The organism is Enterobacter asburiae, assembly GCA_011754535.1.
GTDB classification, from domain to species: domain Bacteria; phylum Pseudomonadota; class Gammaproteobacteria; order Enterobacterales; family Enterobacteriaceae; genus Enterobacter; species Enterobacter cloacae_N.
On record JAAQVN010000001.1, the window covers coordinates 4593953 to 4615289 of the forward strand.

13 protein-coding genes, 2 tRNA genes and 3 rRNA genes are annotated in these 21337 nt (G+C 54.6%); 5 read left to right on the forward strand and 13 right to left on the reverse strand.

Features of this window, described 5'->3' with window-relative positions:
* The first annotated feature begins 39 nt into the window (after positions 1-39).
* From bcsE to bcsG, 3 genes are read left to right on the forward strand one after another with little or no spacing between them, the layout of a single operon-like run.
* A complete protein-coding gene (bcsE, locus tag HBM95_21755) occupies positions 40-1602 on the forward strand; it encodes a cellulose biosynthesis protein BcsE (GenBank protein ID NIH45534.1) in 1563 nt (520 codons plus the stop codon).
* A complete protein-coding gene (bcsF, locus tag HBM95_21760) occupies positions 1599-1793 on the forward strand; it encodes a cellulose biosynthesis protein BcsF (GenBank protein ID NIH45535.1) in 195 nt (64 codons plus the stop codon). The genes bcsE and bcsF overlap by 4 nt, the downstream gene beginning before the upstream one ends.
* Entirely contained in the window at positions 1786-3465 is a 1680-nt protein-coding gene (gene bcsG, locus HBM95_21765; protein ID NIH45536.1) for a cellulose biosynthesis protein BcsG, read from the forward strand. Before bcsF ends, bcsG begins: the two co-directional genes overlap by 8 nt.
* A 206-nt stretch (positions 3466-3671) precedes the next feature.
* On the opposite strand, the gene birA is transcribed toward bcsG, so the two are convergent.
* From birA to pepQ, 11 genes are all read right to left on the reverse strand, one after another.
* Entirely contained in the window at positions 3672-4634 is a 963-nt protein-coding gene (gene birA, locus HBM95_21770; GenBank protein ID NIH45537.1) for a bifunctional biotin--[acetyl-CoA-carboxylase] ligase/biotin operon repressor BirA, read from the reverse strand.
* Complete coding sequence (gene murB, locus HBM95_21775) at positions 4631-5659, reverse strand: UDP-N-acetylmuramate dehydrogenase (protein NIH45538.1); 1029 nt, start codon at positions 5657-5659, stop codon at positions 4631-4633. Before murB ends, birA begins: the two co-directional genes overlap by 4 nt.
* A 124-nt stretch (positions 5660-5783) precedes the next feature.
* A 5S ribosomal RNA gene (gene rrf / locus HBM95_21780) occupies positions 5784-5899 on the reverse strand.
* A gap of 52 nt (positions 5900-5951) precedes the next feature.
* Positions 5952-8882: ribosomal RNA gene (locus tag HBM95_21785) — 23S ribosomal RNA — on the reverse strand.
* 161 nt (positions 8883-9043) lie between these two features.
* Positions 9044-9119, reverse strand: a tRNA-Ala gene (locus HBM95_21790).
* A gap of 108 nt (positions 9120-9227) precedes the next feature.
* Positions 9228-9304, reverse strand: a tRNA-Ile gene (locus HBM95_21795).
* A gap of 59 nt (positions 9305-9363) precedes the next feature.
* Positions 9364-10913, reverse strand: a 16S ribosomal RNA gene (locus tag HBM95_21800).
* Together the 16S, 23S and 5S rRNA genes with 2 tRNA genes alongside form the textbook arrangement of a ribosomal RNA operon.
* Positions 10914-11265: 352 nt before the next feature.
* The gene (gene hemG / locus HBM95_21805) at positions 11266-11811 is read right to left on the reverse strand and encodes a menaquinone-dependent protoporphyrinogen IX dehydrogenase (GenBank protein ID NIH45539.1); all 546 of its coding nucleotides are present in this window, start codon (positions 11809-11811) and stop codon (positions 11266-11268) included.
* Positions 11812-11821: 10 nt separating this feature from the next.
* Complete coding sequence (trkH, locus tag HBM95_21810) at positions 11822-13273, reverse strand: Trk system potassium transporter TrkH (GenBank protein ID NIH45540.1); 1452 nt, start codon at positions 13271-13273, stop codon at positions 11822-11824.
* Between the two features lie 40 nt (positions 13274-13313).
* The gene (locus tag HBM95_21815; GenBank protein ID NIH45541.1) at positions 13314-13928 is read right to left on the reverse strand and encodes an IMPACT family protein; all 615 of its coding nucleotides are present in this window, start codon (positions 13926-13928) and stop codon (positions 13314-13316) included.
* Positions 13928-15259 carry a Xaa-Pro dipeptidase gene (pepQ, locus tag HBM95_21820; protein ID NIH45542.1) on the reverse strand — a complete coding sequence of 444 codons (1332 nt, stop codon included), beginning with the start codon at positions 15257-15259 and terminating at the stop codon, positions 13928-13930. Before pepQ ends, HBM95_21815 begins: the two co-directional genes overlap by 1 nt.
* A gap of 190 nt (positions 15260-15449) precedes the next feature.
* Between pepQ and fadB the strand changes: the two genes are divergently transcribed.
* Both fadB and fadA read left to right on the forward strand, forming a co-directional pair.
* Positions 15450-17639, forward strand: coding sequence for a fatty acid oxidation complex subunit alpha FadB (fadB, locus tag HBM95_21825; GenBank protein ID NIH45543.1), 2190 nt, complete (start codon positions 15450-15452; stop codon positions 17637-17639).
* Positions 17640-17648: 9 nt separating this feature from the next.
* Positions 17649-18812 (forward strand): acetyl-CoA C-acyltransferase FadA, encoded by a 1164-nt coding sequence (gene fadA, locus HBM95_21830; protein NIH45544.1) that lies wholly within the window; start codon positions 17649-17651, stop codon positions 18810-18812.
* 125 nt (positions 18813-18937) lie between these two features.
* On the opposite strand, the gene fre is transcribed toward fadA, so the two are convergent.
* On the reverse strand, positions 18938-19639 hold the full coding sequence (gene fre / locus HBM95_21835) for an NAD(P)H-flavin reductase (GenBank protein ID NIH45545.1): 702 nt from the start codon (positions 19637-19639) through the stop codon (positions 18938-18940).
* A gap of 42 nt (positions 19640-19681) precedes the next feature.
* Entirely contained in the window at positions 19682-21175 is a 1494-nt protein-coding gene (ubiD, locus tag HBM95_21840; protein NIH45546.1) for a 4-hydroxy-3-polyprenylbenzoate decarboxylase, read from the reverse strand.
* Between the last annotated feature and the right edge of the window lie 162 nt (positions 21176-21337).

The following is a 21337-nucleotide window of genomic DNA, read 5'->3' on the forward strand; positions in this document are numbered from 1 at the left end:
AACTGAGATACAGACAAATTAGACGAAAAGAGGGACATCGTGGACTCCATATTTTCTATTGGCATCCAGTCATTATGGGACGAATTGAGCCACATGCCAGTCGGTGGAGTCTGGTGGATTAATACGGATCGTAATGAAGATGCTATCAGCCTGGTAAACCAGACAATTGCCGCTCAGGGTAAGGATTCCCGCGTGGCCGTCATTAGCATGGGCGAAGAGCCGAAGAAAATTATCACGCTGGAAAGTGACTGCGGACCTCAAAAAGTACGTTTATTTTCCATGTCAGCGGAAGCGGATAGTCTATACTTTTTGCCCCGCGACGTTCAGTGCTCTATTGATCCGGATCACTATTTAGTGATTCTTAAATGCGCAAATAACACACTGCAAAATATTCCTGCCGAAAAACTGCTGTCGTGGCTGGAAAAAATCAATAAATGGGCAAAATTTCAAAATTGCACGCTATTGGTCGTCAACCCCGGCAGTAATAATGACAAGCTATTCTCACTTTTAATGGGTGAATATCGCTCCCTGTTCGGACTGGCAAGTCTTCGTGACCAGGCAGGAAGCTATCTCTACGATATTGCCTTCTGGTGCAATGAAAAGGGCGTGAGCGCCAGGCAACAGCTGACCCTTAAACCTGTTGAGGGGAAATGGCACCTGGCACAGCAGGAAGAAACCGTGGTGCAGCCGCGCAGTGACGAAAAACGCATCCTGAGCCATATTGCAGTTTTAGAAGGTGCTCCTGCGCTTTCGGAAAACTGGTCGCTGTTTGAGTCTAACGAAGCACTTTTTCATGAAGCCCGTACCACCCAGGCAGCCACCCTTATTTTCTCGTTGATGCAGAATAACCAGATTGAGACGCTGGCGAGACAAATTCATACCCTGCGCCGCCAGCGCGGCAGCGCGTTAAAAATTGTGGTGCGCGAAAATAATACCAGCCTGCGCGCAACTGATGAGCGTCTGCTTCTGGGCTGTGGTGCAAATATGGTTATTCCATGGAATGCACCGCTGTCACGCTGCCTGACGCTCATTGAAAGCGTTCAGGGCCAGCAGTTCAGCCGCCATGTACCGGAAGACATCTCCACGCTGCTCTCCATGACCCAGCCGATGAAGCTGCGCGGCTACCAGAAATGGGATACGTTCTGCGATGCCGTCGGCAACATGATGAGCAACACGTTACTCCCCGCGGACGGTAAAGGGGTCATGGTTGCCCTGCGCCCGGTACCGGGTATTCGCGTTGAGCAGGCGCTCACCTTATGCCGCCCGAACCGTACAGGGGACATTATGACCATTGGCGATAATCGCCTGGTGCTGTTTTTATCCTTCTGCCGGGTAAACGATCTTGATACCGCGCTTAACCACATCTTCCCCCTGCCTACCGGGGACATCTTCTCGAACCGTATGATTTGGTTCGAAGATAATGCTATTAGCGCGGAGCTGGTGCAGATGCGCGCACTTCAGCCTGAACAATGGGTTAAACCGCTCGCAATCACGAGCGATGTAAAACCGATCCTTAATGCCAGACATGACGGACATGTCTGGCGTCGGGTTCCGGAGCCCCTTCGCTTATTAACTGAGAATGGGGAGAACGCACCATCATGAATATCAGCGATATCATTCAACTGGTCGTATTCTGTGCGCTGATCTTTTTCCCGCTTGGCTACTATGCGCGCCATTCCATACGCCGTATCCGTGATACGGCCAGAGTGATGTTTATAAAACCTCGCTATGTAAAACCAGCCGGAACACTGACACGGGCATCACACGTCAAGGCAGACCGTAAACATGACTAATTCTACCTATACCGCTTCGTCACCCTCGCCGCTCTGGCAATACTGGCGCGGCCTTTCCGGCTGGAACTTCTACTTTCTGGTGAAGTTTGGTCTGCTGTGGGCAGGCTATCTGAATTTCCATCCCCTGCTTAACCTGGTGTTTATGGCCTTCCTGCTGATGCCTCTGCCGAACATCAGGCTGCATCGTTTACGTCACTGGGTTGCCATCCCCGTCGGCTTTGCGCTGTTCTGGCACGATACCTGGCTTCCCGGACCGGAAAGCATAATGAGCCAGGGATCGCAGGTCGCGGGATTCAGTGCAGACTATATGCTTGACCTGGTTGAACGTTTCATTAACTGGCAGATGATTGGCGCCGTCTTTGTCCTGCTGGTTGCCTGGCTGTTCCTGTCTCAGTGGATCCGCGTCACGGTGTTTGTCGTCGCCATTATGATCTGGCTTAACGTGCTGACGCTGGCGGGGCCAAGCTTTTCCCTGTGGCCTGCCGGTCAGCCGACGACAACGGTGACCACAACGGGAGGAAGCGCAGCGGCTACCGTTACGACGGCAGGTGATACGCCGGTGGTGGGCGATATTCCAACGCAGACCGCACCGCCAACCTCCACCAATCTCAATGCGTGGCTTTCCAGCTTCTATACCGCAGAAGACAAGCGACAGACGAAATTCCCCGACGCGCTGCCGGCAGATGCTCAGCCGTTTGAGCTGCTGGTGATTAACATCTGTTCCCTCTCCTGGGCCGATGTGGATGCCGCCGGTTTGATGTCTCACCCGCTGTGGTCCCACTTTGACATCCAGTTTAAAGATTTTAACTCTGCCACCTCGTACAGCGGCCCGGCGGCTATACGCCTGCTGCGCGCAAGCTGCGGTCAGACTTCGCATAAAAACCTCTATCAACCCGCCGGTAACCAGTGTTATCTGTTCGATAACCTCGCGAAACTGGGCTTTACGCAGCACCTGATGCTGGGGCATAACGGCCAGTTCGGTAACTTCCTGAAAGAGGTGCGTGAACAGGGTGGCATGCAGGCGCCGCTGATGGATCAAACCGGTCTTCCCGTTACGCTGCTGGGCTTCGACGGTTCGCCGGTTTATGACGATACCGCCGTGCTGCAGCGCTGGCTGCAGACCATCGAAAAGGACAGTAATCCGCGCAGTGCGACGTTCTATAACACCCTGCCGCTTCATGACGGTAACCACTTCCCGGGCGTGAGCAAAACGGCGGATTATAAAGTGCGTGCGCAGAAATTTTTTGACGAGCTGGACGCGTTCTTCACGGAGCTGGAAAAATCCGGCCGTAAAGTAATGGTGGTAGTGGTACCTGAGCACGGTGGCGCGCTGAAGGGCGACAGAATGCAGGTGTCAGGTCTGCGTGATATCCCAAGCCCGTCCATCACCAACGTGCCAGCAGGCATTAAATTCTTTGGCATGAAGGCACCGCACCAGGGTGCACCGATTGAGATCGCTCAGCCAACCAGCTATCTGGCGATCTCAGAACTGGTGGCCCGCGCCGTTGACGGTAAGCTGTTTGTGGAAAATAGCGTGAACTGGGATCAGCTCACCAGCAACCTGCCGCAAACGGCAGAAGTCTCCGAGAATGCCAACGCGGTGGTGATTCAGTATCAGAACAAGCCGTACGTTCGTCTGAACGGCGGGGATTGGGTACCGTATCCGCAGTAACTGATTTCCCCCTCACCCTAACCCTCTCCCCATACGGGAGAGGGGATAGTCAGTGGGTTATTATTGCGCTGAAATCCACACCAGCATTTTCAGACTTGCCGAATAGTAGTCGTCTTTAGCTGTGATTTCGGGTTCCCCGGAAGACTGTCCCATCGTTAAATGCCAGGGTAGCGCAGACAGAGTTTCGCATCGTTCACTCCTTCCGGTTATTCGGCGCTTCGCAAGGAAATTTCACCACCCACCCAGGGCTTGATCGCGCCATCCTGCTCCAGAAGCAGCGCGCCCTGTGCGTCAATACCGCGGGAAACCCCGTAGATTTCTTTATCACCAATCAGCAGTTTCACCGGGCGGTTAATAAAGTTATCCAGCTTTTCCCAACGAGACAGGAACGGTGCCAGACCTTCCTGTTCAAAAAGCGTGAGTGAGCTACGTAGCTCTTTAATCATGCGCACGGCAAGGGTGTTACGATCGATAACGATCCCCGCCTCCTGGAGGTTGGTCCAGGCCTGATTCACCACGTCATTCTGGACAGTACGCATCACCATATTGAGGCCCGCACCAATGACAATTTGCGCCGCATCACCGGTCTTGCCCGTCAGTTCGACCAGGATCCCGGCAAGTTTACGATCGTTGAGGTACAGATCGTTTGGCCATTTAACACGGACCCGATCGGCACCCAGATCGTGCAGTACTTCCGCCATGACAATACCAATGACCAGACTCAGGCCAATGGCTGCGGCAGGCCCCTGCTCCAGACGCCAGTACATGGACAGATAGAGATTAGCGCCAAATGGCGAGAACCATTTGCGACCGCGACGGCCACGACCGGCCTGCTGATACTCGGCAACACAGGCATCGCCGGATGAGAGTTCGCTCAGCCGATCCATAAGGTACTGGTTCGTCGAATCAATTACCGGCAGCACCGCAACATTGCCGTGTCCAAGCTGGCTGCGGATGACGTCTTCATTCAGCAATTGAATTGGCTCCGGCAGGCTGTAGCCTTTTCCGGGTACCGTGAACACATCAACACCCCAGTCGCGGAGGGTCTGAATATGCTTGTTAATGCCGGCACGGCTCATGCCAAGCTGCTCGCCCAGTTGCTCGCCAGAGTGGAACTCCCCGTCTGCAAGGATGCTAATCAGGGTTAACGGAATGGTATTGTCCTTCACGCAATGGTCTCCACGGCATTCACTTCACCTGTGCGACCAATGAAGCGGACTTCTGGCTCCAGCCAGACGTTAAACTTTTCGCCCACACGCTGACGAACATAATGAGCCAGCTGCACAACATCATTGCTGGTCGCATCGCATTGATTAATCAGTACCAGAGCCTGCTGCTGGTGAACGGCAGCGCCACCTACTGAAGCGCCTTTTAACTGGCATTGATCGATCAGCCAGCCTGCAGCCAGCTTCACGCTGCCATCGGTCTGAGGGTAATGTGGCGCAGTGGGCCATCCTTCAAGGAAGGCTTTTGCATTTTCGCTGCTGATAACCGGGTTTTTGAAGAAGCTTCCAGCATTTCCGTTTACTTTCGGATCGGGAAGTTTAGTCATCCGCATATGGCAAACTGAGTCAAATACGTCGCGGGGGGTGACGGTATCCGGATCGAGCCGCGTTAAATCACCGTAGGTGAGTACGGGCTGCCAGTTTTTCGACAGGCACAGGCCCACGGCGATAATCACGTAGCGATCCTGATATTCATGCTTGAAGATACTGTCACGGTAGCCGAAACGGCACTGCTCTGCCGTTAAGCGCTTAGCCGTTCCGGTCGCCAGTTCGATGCAGTCGACATACTCACAGACATGTTTCAGTTCGATGCCGTAGGCGCCGATGTTTTGAATGGGTGACGATCCGGCACAGCCTGGTATAAGCGCCAGGTTTTCCAGACCCGGCATCCCTTTTTCGAGGGTAAATTGCACCAGGTGATGCCAGTTTTCTCCGGCCCCCACGTGCAGATGCCAGCTATCTGCGCGCTCTTCCACACCAATACCCATGATGCGGTTAACAATTACCGTGCCCGCGAAATCGTCGAGAAACAGGACATTGCTTCCTTCGCCCAGAATCAGTACGGGTTCGTTATTTTCTGTTGCGCTTTGCCATGCATCCAGCAGCTGCTGTGCTGTATCGGCACGTACAATTTGATTAGCATTACGTTGAATGCCAAAGGTATTCCAGGGCTTAAGGGAGTGGTTCATAGACGCTATCCTGATGCAAAAACGCAGGTAGTTTACCGTATAAGCAGAGCGTTGGGGGATTAGTTTGTGCAGCGCAGAAACGCAAAAAGGCCATCCTTGCGGATGGCCTCTTCACTTAATTGATGCCTGGCAGTTCCCTACTCTCACATGGGGAGACCCCACACTACCATCGGCGCTACGGCGTTTCACTTCTGAGTTCGGCATGGGGTCAGGTGGGACCACCGCGCTAAAGCCGCCAGGCAAATTCTGTTAATCTGTATCAGGCTGAATATTGTTTGCGTCTCTTCCGCCAAAACACCTTCGGCGTTGTAAGGTTAAGCCTCACGGTTCATTAGTATCGGTTAGCTCAACGCATCGCTGCGCTTACACACCCGACCTATCAACGTCGTCGTCTTCAACGTTCCTTCAGGAGACTTAAAGTCTCAGGGAGAACTCATCTCGGGGCAAGTTTCGTGCTTAGATGCTTTCAGCACTTATCTCTTCCGCATTTAGCTACCGGGCAGTGCCATTGGCATGACAACCCGAACACCAGTGATGCGTCCACTCCGGTCCTCTCGTACTAGGAGCAGCCCCCCTCAATTCTCCAGCGCCCACGGCAGATAGGGACCGAACTGTCTCACGACGTTCTAAACCCAGCTCGCGTACCACTTTAAATGGCGAACAGCCATACCCTTGGGACCTACTTCAGCCCCAGGATGTGATGAGCCGACATCGAGGTGCCAAACACCGCCGTCGATATGAACTCTTGGGCGGTATCAGCCTGTTATCCCCGGAGTACCTTTTATCCGTTGAGCGATGGCCCTTCCATTCAGAACCACCGGATCACTATGACCTGCTTTCGCACCTGCTCGAGCCGTCACTCTCGCAGTCAAGCTAGCTTATGCCATTGCACTAACCTCCTGATGTCCGACCAGGATTAGCTAACCTTCGTGCTCCTCCGTTACTCTTTGGGAGGAGACCGCCCCAGTCAAACTACCCACCAGACACTGTCCGCAACCCGGATTACGGGTCCACGTTAGAACACCAGCCATTAAAGGGTGGTATTTCAAGGACGGCTCCACGCAGACTGGCGTCCACGCTTCAAAGCCTCCCACCTATCCTACACATCAAGGACCAGTGTTCAGTGTCAAGCTATAGTAAAGGTTCACGGGGTCTTTCCGTCTTGCCGCGGGTACACTGCATCTTCACAGCGAGTTCAATTTCACTGAGTCTCGGGTGGAGACAGCCTGGCCATCATTACGCCATTCGTGCAGGTCGGAACTTACCCGACAAGGAATTTCGCTACCTTAGGACCGTTATAGTTACGGCCGCCGTTTACCGGGGCTTCGATCAAGAGCTTCGCGTTGCCGCTAACCCCATCAATTAACCTTCCGGCACCGGGCAGGCGTCACACCGTATACGTCCACTTTCGTGTTTGCACAGTGCTGTGTTTTTAATAAACAGTTGCAGCCAGCTGGTATCTTCGACTGATTTCAGCTCCACCCGCAGGGGCTTCACCTACATATCAGCGTGCCTTCTCCCGAAGTTACGGCACCATTTTGCCTAGTTCCTTCACCCGAGTTCTCTCAAGCGCCTTGGTATTCTCTACCTGACCACCTGTGTCGGTTTGGGGTACGATTTCGTGTTACCTGATGCTTAGAGGCTTTTCCTGGAAGCAGGGCATTTATCACTTCAGCACCGTAGTGCCTCGTCATCACGCCTCAGTGTTAAAGTGAACCGGATTTGCCTGGAACACACACCTACACGCTTAAACCGGGACAACCGTCGCCCGGCTGACATAGCCTTCTCCGTCCCCCCTTCGCAGTAACACCAAGTACAGGAATATTAACCTGTTTCCCATCGACTACGCCTTTCGGCCTCGCCTTAGGGGTCGACTCACCCTGCCCCGATTAACGTTGGACAGGAACCCTTGGTCTTCCGGCGAGCGGGCTTTTCACCCGCTTTATCGTTACTTATGTCAGCATTCGCACTTCTGATACCTCCAGCAGCCCTCACAGGCCACCTTCGACGGCTTACAGAACGCTCCCCTACCCAACAACACATAGTGTCGCTGCCGCAGCTTCGGTGCATGGTTTAGCCCCGTTACATCTTCCGCGCAGGCCGACTCGACCAGTGAGCTATTACGCTTTCTTTAAATGATGGCTGCTTCTAAGCCAACATCCTGGCTGTCTGTGCCTTCCCACATCGTTTCCCACTTAACCATGACTTTGGGACCTTAGCTGGCGGTCTGGGTTGTTTCCCTCTTCACGACGGACGTTAGCACCCGCCGTGTGTCTCCCGTGATAACATTCTTCGGTATTCGTAGTTTGCATCGGGTTGGTAAGCCGGGATGGCCCCCTAGCCGAAACAGTGCTCTACCCCCGAAGATGAGTTCACGAGGCGCTACCTAAATAGCTTTCGGGGAGAACCAGCTATCTCCCGGTTTGATTGGCCTTTCACCCCCAGCCACAGGTCATCCGCTAATTTTTCAACATTAGTCGGTTCGGTCCTCCAGTTAGTGTTACCCAACCTTCAACCTGCCCATGGCTAGATCACCGGGTTTCGGGTCTATACCCTGCAACTTAACGCCCAGTTAAGACTCGGTTTCCCTTCGGCTCCCCTATACGGTTAACCTTGCTACAGAATATAAGTCGCTGACCCATTATACAAAAGGTACGCAGTCACACCACGAAGGTGCTCCCACTGCTTGTACGTACACGGTTTCAGGTTCTTTTTCACTCCCCTCGCCGGGGTTCTTTTCGCCTTTCCCTCACGGTACTGGTTCACTATCGGTCAGTCAGGAGTATTTAGCCTTGGAGGATGGTCCCCCCATATTCAGACAGGATACCACGTGTCCCGCCCTACTCTTCGAGTTCACAGCCTGTGCATTTTCGTGTACGGGAGTATCACCCTGTACCCTGCGACTTTCCAGACGCTTCCACTAACACACAAGCTGATTCAGACTCCGGGCTGCTCCCCGTTCGCTCGCCGCTACTGGGGGAATCTCGGTTGATTTCTTTTCCTCGGGGTACTTAGATGTTTCAGTTCCCCCGGTTCGCCTCGTTAACCTATGTATTCAGTTAACGATAGTGTGACGAATCACACTGGGTTTCCCCATTCGGACATCGCCGGGTCAAAGGTTCATATCACCTCGCCGGCGCTTTTCGCAGATTAGCACGTCCTTCATCGCCTCTGACTGCCAGGGCATCCACCGTGTACGCTTAGTCGCTTAACCTCACAACCCGAAGATGTTTCACTTCTGATTGCGAAAATTTGAGAGACTCGAACACACATAACATGTGTGTCGTTTCAATTTTCAGCTTGATCCAGATTTTTAAAGAGCAAAACTTCGCAGTGCACCTTTTCAGGTTCACTCTGAAGTTTTCTTGTGTTCGCAGTAAAAGATGGTGGAGCTATGCGGGATCGAACCGCAGACCTCCTGCGTGCAAAGCAGGCGCTCTCCCAGCTGAGCTATAGCCCCATCGTATTACAAATCTCTGTACCGGTAATTTTTCCTGAGACAAGGCGTGGAAACGCGAATCATACATCAGTATGTGAGCGTTGCCGCAACGCAGTATCAGGGAAAATTTGGTAGGCCTGAGTGGACTTGAACCACCGACCTCACCCTTATCAGGGGTGCGCTCTAACCACCTGAGCTACAAGCCTGCAGAGATTTTTACTGCTGTTTTTCATCAGACAATCTGTGTGAGCACTGCAAAGGCAGGTTCTTTAAGGTAAGGAGGTGATCCAACCGCAGGTTCCCCTACGGTTACCTTGTTACGACTTCACCCCAGTCATGAATCACAAAGTGGTAAGCGCCCTCCCGAAGGTTAAGCTACCTACTTCTTTTGCAACCCACTCCCATGGTGTGACGGGCGGTGTGTACAAGGCCCGGGAACGTATTCACCGTGGCATTCTGATCCACGATTACTAGCGATTCCGACTTCATGGAGTCGAGTTGCAGACTCCAATCCGGACTACGACGCACTTTATGAGGTCCGCTTGCTCTCGCGAGGTCGCTTCTCTTTGTATGCGCCATTGTAGCACGTGTGTAGCCCTACTCGTAAGGGCCATGATGACTTGACGTCATCCCCACCTTCCTCCAGTTTATCACTGGCAGTCTCCTTTGAGTTCCCGGCCGGACCGCTGGCAACAAAGGATAAGGGTTGCGCTCGTTGCGGGACTTAACCCAACATTTCACAACACGAGCTGACGACAGCCATGCAGCACCTGTCTCAGAGTTCCCGAAGGCACCAAAGCATCTCTGCTAAGTTCTCTGGATGTCAAGAGTAGGTAAGGTTCTTCGCGTTGCATCGAATTAAACCACATGCTCCACCGCTTGTGCGGGCCCCCGTCAATTCATTTGAGTTTTAACCTTGCGGCCGTACTCCCCAGGCGGTCGACTTAACGCGTTAGCTCCGGAAGCCACGCCTCAAGGGCACAACCTCCAAGTCGACATCGTTTACGGCGTGGACTACCAGGGTATCTAATCCTGTTTGCTCCCCACGCTTTCGCACCTGAGCGTCAGTCTTTGTCCAGGGGGCCGCCTTCGCCACCGGTATTCCTCCAGATCTCTACGCATTTCACCGCTACACCTGGAATTCTACCCCCCTCTACAAGACTCTAGCCTGCCAGTTTCGAATGCAGTTCCCAGGTTGAGCCCGGGGATTTCACATCCGACTTGACAGACCGCCTGCGTGCGCTTTACGCCCAGTAATTCCGATTAACGCTTGCACCCTCCGTATTACCGCGGCTGCTGGCACGGAGTTAGCCGGTGCTTCTTCTGCGGGTAACGTCAATCGACAAGGTTATTAACCTTATCGCCTTCCTCCCCGCTGAAAGTACTTTACAACCCGAAGGCCTTCTTCATACACGCGGCATGGCTGCATCAGGCTTGCGCCCATTGTGCAATATTCCCCACTGCTGCCTCCCGTAGGAGTCTGGACCGTGTCTCAGTTCCAGTGTGGCTGGTCATCCTCTCAGACCAGCTAGGGATCGTCGCCTAGGTGAGCCGTTACCCCACCTACTAGCTAATCCCATCTGGGCACATCTGATGGCAAGAGGCCCGAAGGTCCCCCTCTTTGGTCTTGCGACGTTATGCGGTATTAGCTACCGTTTCCAGTAGTTATCCCCCTCCATCAGGCAGTTTCCCAGACATTACTCACCCGTCCGCCACTCGTCACCCGAGAGCAAGCTCTCTGTGCTACCGTTCGACTTGCATGTGTTAGGCCTGCCGCCAGCGTTCAATCTGAGCCATGATCAAACTCTTCAATTTAAGTTTGATGCTCGTGAATTAAACTTCGTAATGAATTACGCATGTTCACTCAGAGACTTGGTATTCATTTTTCGTCTTGCGACGTTAAGAATCCATGTCACTTTGAGTGCCCACACAGATTGTCTGATAAATTGTTAAAGAGCAGTGCCGCTTCGTTTTCGCTGCGGCGCGGGGTGTGCATATTACGCTTTCCCGCTTCAGAGTCAAGCGTTTGTTTTGCTTTTCTCTGCTGGCCCGGCGGCGTGTGTGCCGTTGTTCCGTGTCAGTGGAGGCGCATTATAGGGAGTTATTCTTAAGTGACAAGCACAAAATACAAAAAACTTTTCGTTCGCTCACTTTTCAAACTTAACGCTTATTTAAGTCGCGAATCGCCCGCTAAATGCGCAATTTCCCGTGCAAAACCGGCCACCTGAGACCAGTCGGTATAAACCACTTCTTTACGCGTATCGGTTTCACCCCCGGTCATCTTCATAATCAGGCGGATCATAAAGCGGTCATACCAGCGGTAGCGAGGGTAGCGCAGCGCGCCGGCAAAAACGGCACACAGGTCTGGCTGCCACGGCGAGCTGAGCAAAAACTTGCGCGTGTAGCTGTTGGTCTGCGGCGTACGCTTTTCGGCTTTACGGGCAACCAGATTGACCGAGTAAAACGCACCCGGCAATTTGTTGAGTACCGTCGTGTGCTTTTTCACAAAGCGATCCAGCGCCGGATGGAAATGCCCGTAACGAATGGAGGCGCCAATCACCACGCGATCGTACTCCTGCCAGGCAATCTGCTCCGCGCGATTCAGGTTCACCACATCCGAGTAAATGCCCAGCTCTTTTAATTCCGACGCCAGATACGCGGCAATCTCACGCGTTTGCCCGTCTCGCGTAGAGAAAAGAATCAGTGTTTTCATCAACGGCTCCTTATTCGCGCCAGAATGTTGGGGTGAACAGCACCAGCAGGGTAAAGACCTCAAGACGACCAAACAGCATATTGGCAATGAGGATCCATTTCGCGACCGGGTTCATACTGGCAAAGTTATCCGCCACAACCCCCAGGCCAGGCCCGAGGTTATTCAATGTTGCGACGACGGACGCAAAGGCGGAGAAATCATCCACCCCCGTCGCAATGATCGCCAGCATGCTGACGATAAAGACCAGCGCATACGCCGAGAAGAACCCCCACACCGCCTCGAGGATACGTTCCGGCAGTGCGCGGTTACCCAGCTTGATGCTGTAGACCGCATTCGGGTGAACCAGACGCTTCAGCTCACGGTTCCCCTGCTTGAACAGCAGCAGAATACGAATCACCTTCAGGCCACCACCCGTCGACCCGGCGCAGCCGCCGATAAAGGCAGAGCACAGCAGCAGTACCGGCAGGAACAGCGGCCAGCGCGCGATGCTGTCCGTGGTAAACCCAGCGGTCGTCGCCATCGACACCACCTGGAAGAACGCCTGATTAAGCGTGGTTAGCGCAGAGTTGTAAACATCATGGAACCACAGCACCAGGGTGCAGATGACGACCAGTGTAAGCTGGACGCCAATGAACATGCGGAACTCAGGATCGCGCGAGTACACCTTCAGGCTACGCCCGCTGAGTAACGAGAAGTGCAGACCGTAGTTACAACCGGAGATCAGCAGGAAAATGGCAATGATGGTGTTTATCGTTGGACTGTCGAAGTAGCCCACGCTGGCGTCGTGGGTGGAGAACCCGCCGATAGCAATTGTCGCAAAGCTGTGTCCGATAGCATCGAAAGCAGGCATCCCGGCAAACCAGAGCGCCAGCGCGCAGGCTACCGTCAACAGAACATAAATCAGCCACAGGGTTTTCGCCGTCTCGGCAATACGTGGGCGCATCTTGTTGTCTTTCAGCGGTCCCGGCATTTCAGCCCTGTACAGCTGCATCCCCCCGACGCCCAGAATCGGGAGAATAGCCACCGCCAGGACGATGATCCCCATCCCCCCGAACCACTGCAGCATCTGGCGATAAAAGAGAATAGCGTGCGGTAACGAATCCAGCCCCACCAGCGTCGTCGCCCCGGTGGTCGTTAATCCGGAGAAGGATTCAAAAAAGGCGTCCGTGATGCTGAGATTAGGCTGTTCAGAGAAGATAAAGGGCAGCGAACCGACACTTCCCAGCACCGTCCAGAACAGGACCACAATCAGAAATCCTTCGCGAGATTTCAGCTCACCTTTCTGACGACGGTTCGGCCACCACAGCAGCGAGCCGATCGCCAGCGCGACAAAGAAGGTCTGGGTAAATGCCCGCCCCGCGCCGTCCCGGTAGATAAGCGCCACCAGTCCAGGGAGAATCATCGTCCCCGAAAAGAGTATGACCAGCAGTCCAACGATTCGGGTTATGGCACGAAAATGCATCTCTGCCGTTTCCTTTGGTATTCAAAAAAGTGAGGTGGGATTATTCTTCAATCGGCAGCAATTGCAACGAACCGCGACTGAAATCAGCCAGTTTTGCTGAAAAAGCAGCCAGTTCCGCCTGAGGAAGCGCCACGCGTAATTGCACCATTGCCTGGTAATCACTGTGCGCAATCACGCCGTTAAATTGTTTGAGCAGCGTTTCAATGCCCGATAGCTGAGCGTAATCGCACAACAAAGTATATTCGGTGAGCGGCGTTTTGCGGATGGTCGTCAGGATATTCAGTGCCTGCTGAACTCCGCCACCATACGCTTTAACCAGCCCGCCCGTACCTAACAGAATGCCGCCGTAGTAGCGCACCACCACGGCGGTAATTTCACCCACGCCGCTGCCCATCAGCTGTGAAAGCATGGGTTTACCGGCCGTGCCCGCCGGTTCACCATCGTCGGAAAACCCCAGCTGTTGTGAATCGTCAGGCGGCCCTGCCACCCACGCCACGCAGTGGTGACGTGCGTCGGGATGCTCGGCCCGGACGGACTCGACAAACGCCTTTGCCGCCTCTACGCCATCGGTATGCGCCAGCAGCGTAATAAAGCGGCTTTTCTTGATTTCCTCGACAAAGGTGACCGGTTCAGCCGGTATCAGCCAGCTTTCCATCAGGCCAGCTTCAGGTCTCGCGTCATATTCTCGATACCGTTTTCGTGAACCACCACGTTATCTTCGATACGAATGCCGCCAAACGGCTTCAGCGCGTCGATTTTTTCCCAGTTGAAGTGTTTGCTGAACTGACCTTCACGCCACGGCGCCAGCAGGGATTCGATAAAGTAGATCCCTGGTTCAATCGTCAGTACCATACGCGGCTCAAGAATACGGGTGCAGCGCAGGTAAGGATATTTAGACGGTGCCGCCAGGTGCGTGCCGGTATCATCCTGCATAAAGCCCGCAACGTCGTGAACCTGCAGGCCCAGCGGATGGCCGATACCGTGCGGCATAAATGGCCCGGTCAGATCGTTCTCGACCATCGCCTCTTCGCTCATGTCTTTCACAATCTGATGCTTACGCAGCAGTTTGGCGATGCGCTGATGGAACTGGATGTGGTAATCCACGTAGCTGGTTCCGGCTTTCATGGTGCCAATCAGCGCCAGCTGCTCATCATTCACGTCTTTAATCAACTGCGCGAAATCGGTGTCCGCATTTGCCGCCCAGGTACGGGTCAGGTCGGCCGCATAGCCGTTGTACTCTGCGCCTGCATCCAGCAGGAAGCTGCGCATCTCAGACGGAACCTGGTGATCCAGTTTGGTGTAGTGGAGAACAGACGCATGCTCGTTCAGCGCGACGATGTTGCTGTACGGCACGTCGGTGTCGCGGTGACCGGTTGCGGTCAGGTAGGCCTGGTTAATGTCGAACTCGCTCATGCCTGACTGGAACGCCTCGTGCGCGGCACGGTGGCCATTCACCGCCGTTTTTTGCGCTTCACGCATGCAGTAAAGTTCGTAGTCAGTCTTATACGCGCGATAGTAATGAAGGTAATCCAGCACGCCTTTCGGGTTGAGTTTATCTGCCGGAATATCCAGACCGAGCGCACGTTCAGGTACGGGGCCGATGTAGCCGATGTTGCCGCGCGCCGCTGGCAGCTGGCTGCCAATACCGTCCGCTTTCGGCAGAGCAATAACCTCAATTTCTTCCGTCCAGAAAGAGGTCGGCAATGGTTCAACGTTGTGCCAGTAATCGACCGGCAGGTAGAACCACAGTTTCGGCTTGTTCACGCCATCCACCAGCAGCCAGCAATTTGGAACCTGAGTCACCGGCACCCAGGCTTTAAACTGCGGGTTGACCTTAAACGGGTAGGCGTGATCATCAAGAAAAGTATTCATCAGCTCGCCGGAGTGGATCAGCAGGGCATCCAGCTTGAAGCGGGCCAGTACATCGCGGGTACGTTCCTGTAGGGTAACGATATGATTTTTATAAAGCGAAGCCAGTGAGTCCATCATTCTTCCTTTCGTTTTTTTGACCTCAAGTCATCGCATCTTAGCACACCTCACTCCGGCTGCGTGATTTCCACCGACCGTGATCAATGCAGCATTTTCTTAATGAGTAATTTGCATTTTATTAACATAAATTCCACACTCCGTTTCATCTGGTATGACCAGATCCACTTGCTGGATTCAGGAGACTGACATGCTTTACAAAGGCGACACCCTGTACCTCAACTGGCTGGAAGACGGCATTGCCGAACTGGTGTTCGATGCCCCCGGCTCAGTGAATAAGCTTGATACCGCGACGGTGGCCAGTCTTGGCCAGGCGCTGGAAGTGCTTGAAAAGCAATCTGAATTAAAAGGGCTGCTGCTGCGCTCTAACAAAGCGGCCTTTATTGTCGGTGCCGATATCACCGAATTCCTTTCGCTGTTCCAGGTTCCGGAAGAACAGCTGAGCCAGTGGCTGCACTTTGCCAACAGCGTCTTTAATCGCCTGGAAGATCTGCCTGTTCCAACGATCTCTGCCGTGAACGGCTACGCGCTGGGCGGCGGGTGCGAGTGCGTGCTGGCGACCGACTACCGTTTGGCGACGCCGGACCTGCGCATCGGCCTGCCGGAAACCAAGCTGGGCATTATGCCGGGCTTTGGCGGATCCGTGCGCATGCCGCGCATGCTGGGTGCAGACAGCGCCCTGGAAATCATTGCCGCTGGTAAAGACGTAGGCGCGGAACAGGCGCAGAAAATCGGCCTGGTCGACGGCGTCGTGAAGCCAGAGAAGCTGGTTGAAGGCGCACTTGCCATACTGCGTCAGGCGATTAACGGCGATCTCGACTGGAAGGCCAAGCGCCAGCCGAAGCTGGAGCCGTTAAAGCTCAGCAAGATTGAAGCCACCATGAGCTTCACCATGGCCAAAGGCATGGTGATGCAGACGGCGGGTAAACACTACCCGGCGCCAATTACGGCGGTGAAAACCATTGAAGCGGCAGCCCGATTTGGCCGCGACGAAGCCCTGAAGCTCGAAAATCAAAGCTTTGTTCCGCTGGCGCACACCAATGAAGCCCGCGCGCTGGTTGGCATCTTCCTCAACGATCAGTTCGTGAAGGGCAAAGCCAAACAGCTGACCAAAAACGTTGAGACGCCAAAACATGCGGCAGTGCTCGGCGCCGGTATTATGGGCGGCGGCATCGCTTACCAGTCGGCCTGGAAAGGCGTACCGGTAGTGATGAAAGACATCAACGAGAAATCTCTGACGCTGGGCATGACCGAAGCGGCCAAGCTGCTGAATAAGCAGCTGGAACGCGGAAAAATTGACGGGCTGAAGCTTGCAGGCGTGATCTCCACCATTCAGCCTGTGCTGGAATACAGCGGTTTCGACCGTGTCGACGTGGTGGTCGAAGCCGTCGTCGAGAACTCGAAAGTCAAAAAAGCGGTGCTGGCGGAAACGGAAGACAAGGTTCGTCCTGAGACCGTACTGGCCTCTAACACCTCCACCATTCCAATCAGCGAGCTGGCGAGCGTGCTGAAGCGTCCGGAAAACTTCTGCGGGATGCACTTCTTCAACCCGGTACACCGTATGCCGCTGGTCGAAGTGATCCGTGGGGAAAAAACCTCTGACGAAACCATTGCTAAAGTGGTGGCGTGGGCAAGCAAGATGGGTAAAACACCGATCGTCGTTAACGACTGCCCGGGCTTCTTTGTTAACCGCGTGCTGTTCCCGTACTTCGCCGGTTTTAGCCAATTGCTGCGCGACGGCGCGGACTTCCGCAAAATCGACAAAGTAATGGAAAAACAGTTCGGCTGGCCAATGGGCCCGGCATATCTGCTGGACGTGGTGGGCATTGATACCGCCCACCACGCCCAGGCGGTGATGGCGGCAGGCTTCCCGCAGCGCATGCAGAAAGATTATCGCGACGCCATTGACGCGCTGTTCGACGCCAACCGCTTCGGCCAGAAAAACGGCCTGGGCTTCTGGCGCTATAAAGAAGACAGCAAAGGTAAACCGAAGAAAGAAGAAGATGCCGTGGTCGATGGCCTGCTGGCCGACGTTAGCCAGCCGAAGCGCGACTTCACGGACGATGAGATCATCGCCCGGATGATGATTCCAATGATCAACGAAGTGGTGCGTTGCCTTGAAGAAGGCATTATCGCCAGCCCGGCAGAAGCCGACATGGCGCTGGTATACGGCCTCGGCTTCCCTCCGTTCCACGGCGGCGCGTTCCGCTGGCTGGACACGCTCGGCAGCGCCCGCTATCTCGATATGGCCCAGCAGTACCAGCACCTCGGCCCGCTTTATGAGGTGCCGGAAGGGCTGCGTAACAAAGCGCGCCATAACGAACCCTACTATCCAGCAGTTGAGCCAGCCCGTCCGGTTGGCGAGCTGAAAACGGCTTAAGGAGTCACAATGGAAAAGGTTGTCATTGTTGATGCGATTCGCACCCCGATGGGCCGTTCAAAAGGCGGCGCGTTCCGTAACGTGCGTGCGGAAGATCTCTCCGCGCACCTGATGCGTAGCCTGCTGGCGCGTAACCCGGCGCTGGATCCTGCTGCGCTCGACGATATTTACTGGGGCTGCGTACAGCAGACCCTGGAGCAAGGTTTCAACATCGCCCGTAACGCGTCGCTGCTGGCGGAGATCCCACACTCGGTTCCGGCGGTCACCGTCAACCGTCTGTGCGGTTCGTCCATGCAGGCGCTGCACGACGCGGCGCGCATGATCATGACCGGCGATGCCCAGGCCTGCATGGTGGGGGGCGTGGAGCACATGGGTCACGTACCGATGAGCCACGGAGTCGATTTCCACCCGGGCATGAGCCGCAACGTGGCGAAAGCCGCGGGGATGATGGGTTTGACCGCCGAGATGCTCTCCCGCCTGCACGGCATCAGCCGTGAAATGCAGGATGCCTTTGCCGCACGCTCTCACGCTCGCGCATGGGCGGCAACGCAGTCCGGCGCCTTTAAGAATGAGATCATCCCGACCGGCGGCCACGACGCGGACGGCGTACTGAAGCAGTTCAGTTACGACGAAGTCATCCGCCCGGAAACCACCGTAGAAGCACTTTCTACCCTGCGCCCTGCGTTTGATCCGGTCACCGGTACGGTAACGGCGGGTACTTCGTCAGCGCTGTCCGACGGCGCCGCCGCGATGCTGGTAATGAGCGAAAGCCGCGCCCGCGAGCTGGGCTTAACCCCTCGTGCTCGGGTACGTTCGATGGCGGTGGTGGGCTGCGATCCTTCGATCATGGGTTACGGACCGGTTCCGGCCTCGAAGCTGGCGCTGAAAAAAGCGGGGTTAACCGCCAGCGATATCGATCTGTTCGAAATGAACGAAGCCTTCGCCGCGCAGATCCTGCCGTGCATTAAAGATCTGGGGCTGATGGAGCAGATCGACGAGAAGATCAACCTCAACGGTGGCGCGATCGCTCTCGGTCACCCGCTGGGCTGCTCCGGGGCGCGTATCAGCACCACGCTTATCAACCTGATGGAACGCAAAGATGCCCAGTTTGGTCTGGCAACGATGTGTATTGGTTTGGGTCAGGGTATCGCGACGGTGTTTGAAAGAGTGTAAATCAGGAAAAGTATCTCAAAGCCAATGGCGTCAAAACGAGCGCAGCTAACGCAGTTATGGCGTCATTGGCGAAGAGAGACAGTTTAGTTGCCGTTCTTCCCGCCTGTCAGGGGCGGGTTTTTTATTTAAATGAAGGCAAACGCATCGCCGAACAGACGGTCTTCACGCGCGTCACGTTCATTACAGAACAGGTCGCGGGCAATTTTCGCCATCTCGAAACGACCTGCAATGTAGATATCATGTCCCGCCAGCGTACCGTGATCCTGCAGTACCGCCGTCAGCACCGTTCCACTACGTCCACGCCAGCCCTCTTCAGGCTGCTCGACCACTGGCTCGATGCGTAGATTTGGATGGTTGATGCTCAGCGCTTCCAGTTCAGACAGGTCATACAGGTGCTTCTCTTCGCGGCCGCCCCAGTAGATGGTGATATCACGTTCCGGGTTACGCGCCAGTGCGGTCAACAGAATAGAGCGCACATATGAGAAGCCTGTACCACCAGCGATCAGGATCAGTGGACGGTCTTCGTCATCACGTAACCATGCCTCGCCGTGAGGAATATCGACCACAATCTCACGCTCTTTCAGGATGCGGTCCATCACGGCCATCGCGTACAGGTTAAGCTCAGACGCACCAATATGCAGCTCAATAAATTCCTGCTCTGCTGGCGTAGAGGCCATAGAGAAAGGACGCTTATCACGCTCATCCATCACGACCATCAGGTACTGGCCGGCACGGAATGAGAATGCCGCTTCAGGAACCAGGCGGACGCGATATACGGTGTCGGTAATAGCATCTACCGACGTCACTTTACAGCTTAAGGTTGTCATTCGCTCTCTCTGTCGGGAAGTCTATAGGGCTTAACGGTCAGCTCAGAGTTTACCGTTATTCATTATGGCCAGTTCGTCCCAGATCGCGTCAATTCGCGCGGTCACGGCAGGATCTTTTTTGATCGGGCGACCCCATTCACGGTCGGTTTCGCCAGGCCATTTATTTGTGGCATCCAGTCCCATCTTTGAGCCAAGACCGGAAACCGGCGAGGCAAAATCCAGATAATCTATCGGCGTGTTTTCGACTAACACCGTATCACGCGCAGGATCCATTCGCGTGGTGATTGCCCAGATGACGTCATTCCAGTCGCGGGCGTTAACGTCATCATCGCAGACAATAACAAATTTGGTATACATAAACTGGCGCAGGAAAGACCATACGCCCATCATCACGCGTTTAGCATGACCTGGGTACTGTTTCTTCATCGTAACCACCGCCATGCGATACGAGCATCCTTCAGGCGGCAGATAAAAATCAACGATTTCCGGGAACTGCTTTTGCAGGATCGGCACAAATACTTCGTTCAGCGCCACGCCCAGCACCGCCGGTTCATCCGGTGGACGGCCAGTATAGGTTGAGTGATAAATCGCATCTTCACGCTGGGTAATGTGCGTGACGGTAAACACCGGGAAGTTATCCACTTCGTTGTAATAGCCGGTATGGTCGCCGTAAGGGCCTTCTGGCGCCATTTCACCCTGCTCAATGTAACCTTCCAGCACAATTTCTGCACTGGCCGGTACTTCGAGATCGTTAGAGATACACTTCACGACCTCGGTTTTGGTCCCACGCAGCAGGCCGGCAAAGGCATATTCAGAGAGCGTATCCGGGACGGGCGTGACCGCGCCCAGAATGGTGGCCGGATCGGCGCCTAAGGCGACAGACACCGGGAAACGTTCACCCGGATGCGCAGCACACCACTCCTGGAAATCCAGCGCGCCGCCGCGATGCGACAGCCAGCGCATGATGAGCTTATTTTTGCCAATCAGCTGCTGGCGATAAATACCGAGGTTTTGCCGCTCTTTATGCGGCCCGCGCGTCACGGTGAGGCCCCAGGTAATCAGCGGCGCAGCATCTTCAGGCCAGCACTGCATAATCGGAATTTTGGTGAGATCCACCGCCTCACCTTCCAGCACTTTCTGCTGGCACGGCGCGCCGCGCAGTCGTTTGGTGGGCATGTTTAGCACCTGCTTAAACTGCGGCAGCTTGTCGAACAGATCGCGGAAGCCTTTCGGCGGCTCTGGCTCTTTCAAAAATGCCAGCAGTTTACCCACTTCACGCAGCGCGGTAACGTCTTCCTGCCCCATCCCCAGGGCGACACGACGCGGAGTGCCGAACAGGTTGCACAGCACCGGCATGGAGTAACCTTTGGGATTTTCAAACAGTAATGCGGGACCACCGGCACGCAGAGTCCGGTCAGCAATTTCTGTCATTTCCAGATAAGGATCAACAGGAAGCGTAATGCGTTTCAATTCACCCTGCTGTTCCAGCAGCGTCAGGAAGTCGCGGAGATCGTGGTATTTCATGCAGTTAGTCATGGCCTCTCTGTAAGCGCTTCATTATACGGCGTAAGCCTTCTCGATGCTGTAATTTTGTTAAATTCGCGTGAACTTATCCGTTGTGTTCGAATTTCCCCCATTATAATCAACTTAGCGATCCCTCCAGGGTTTTGATATGCTTGCGCCCCGAACTAAGGGAAA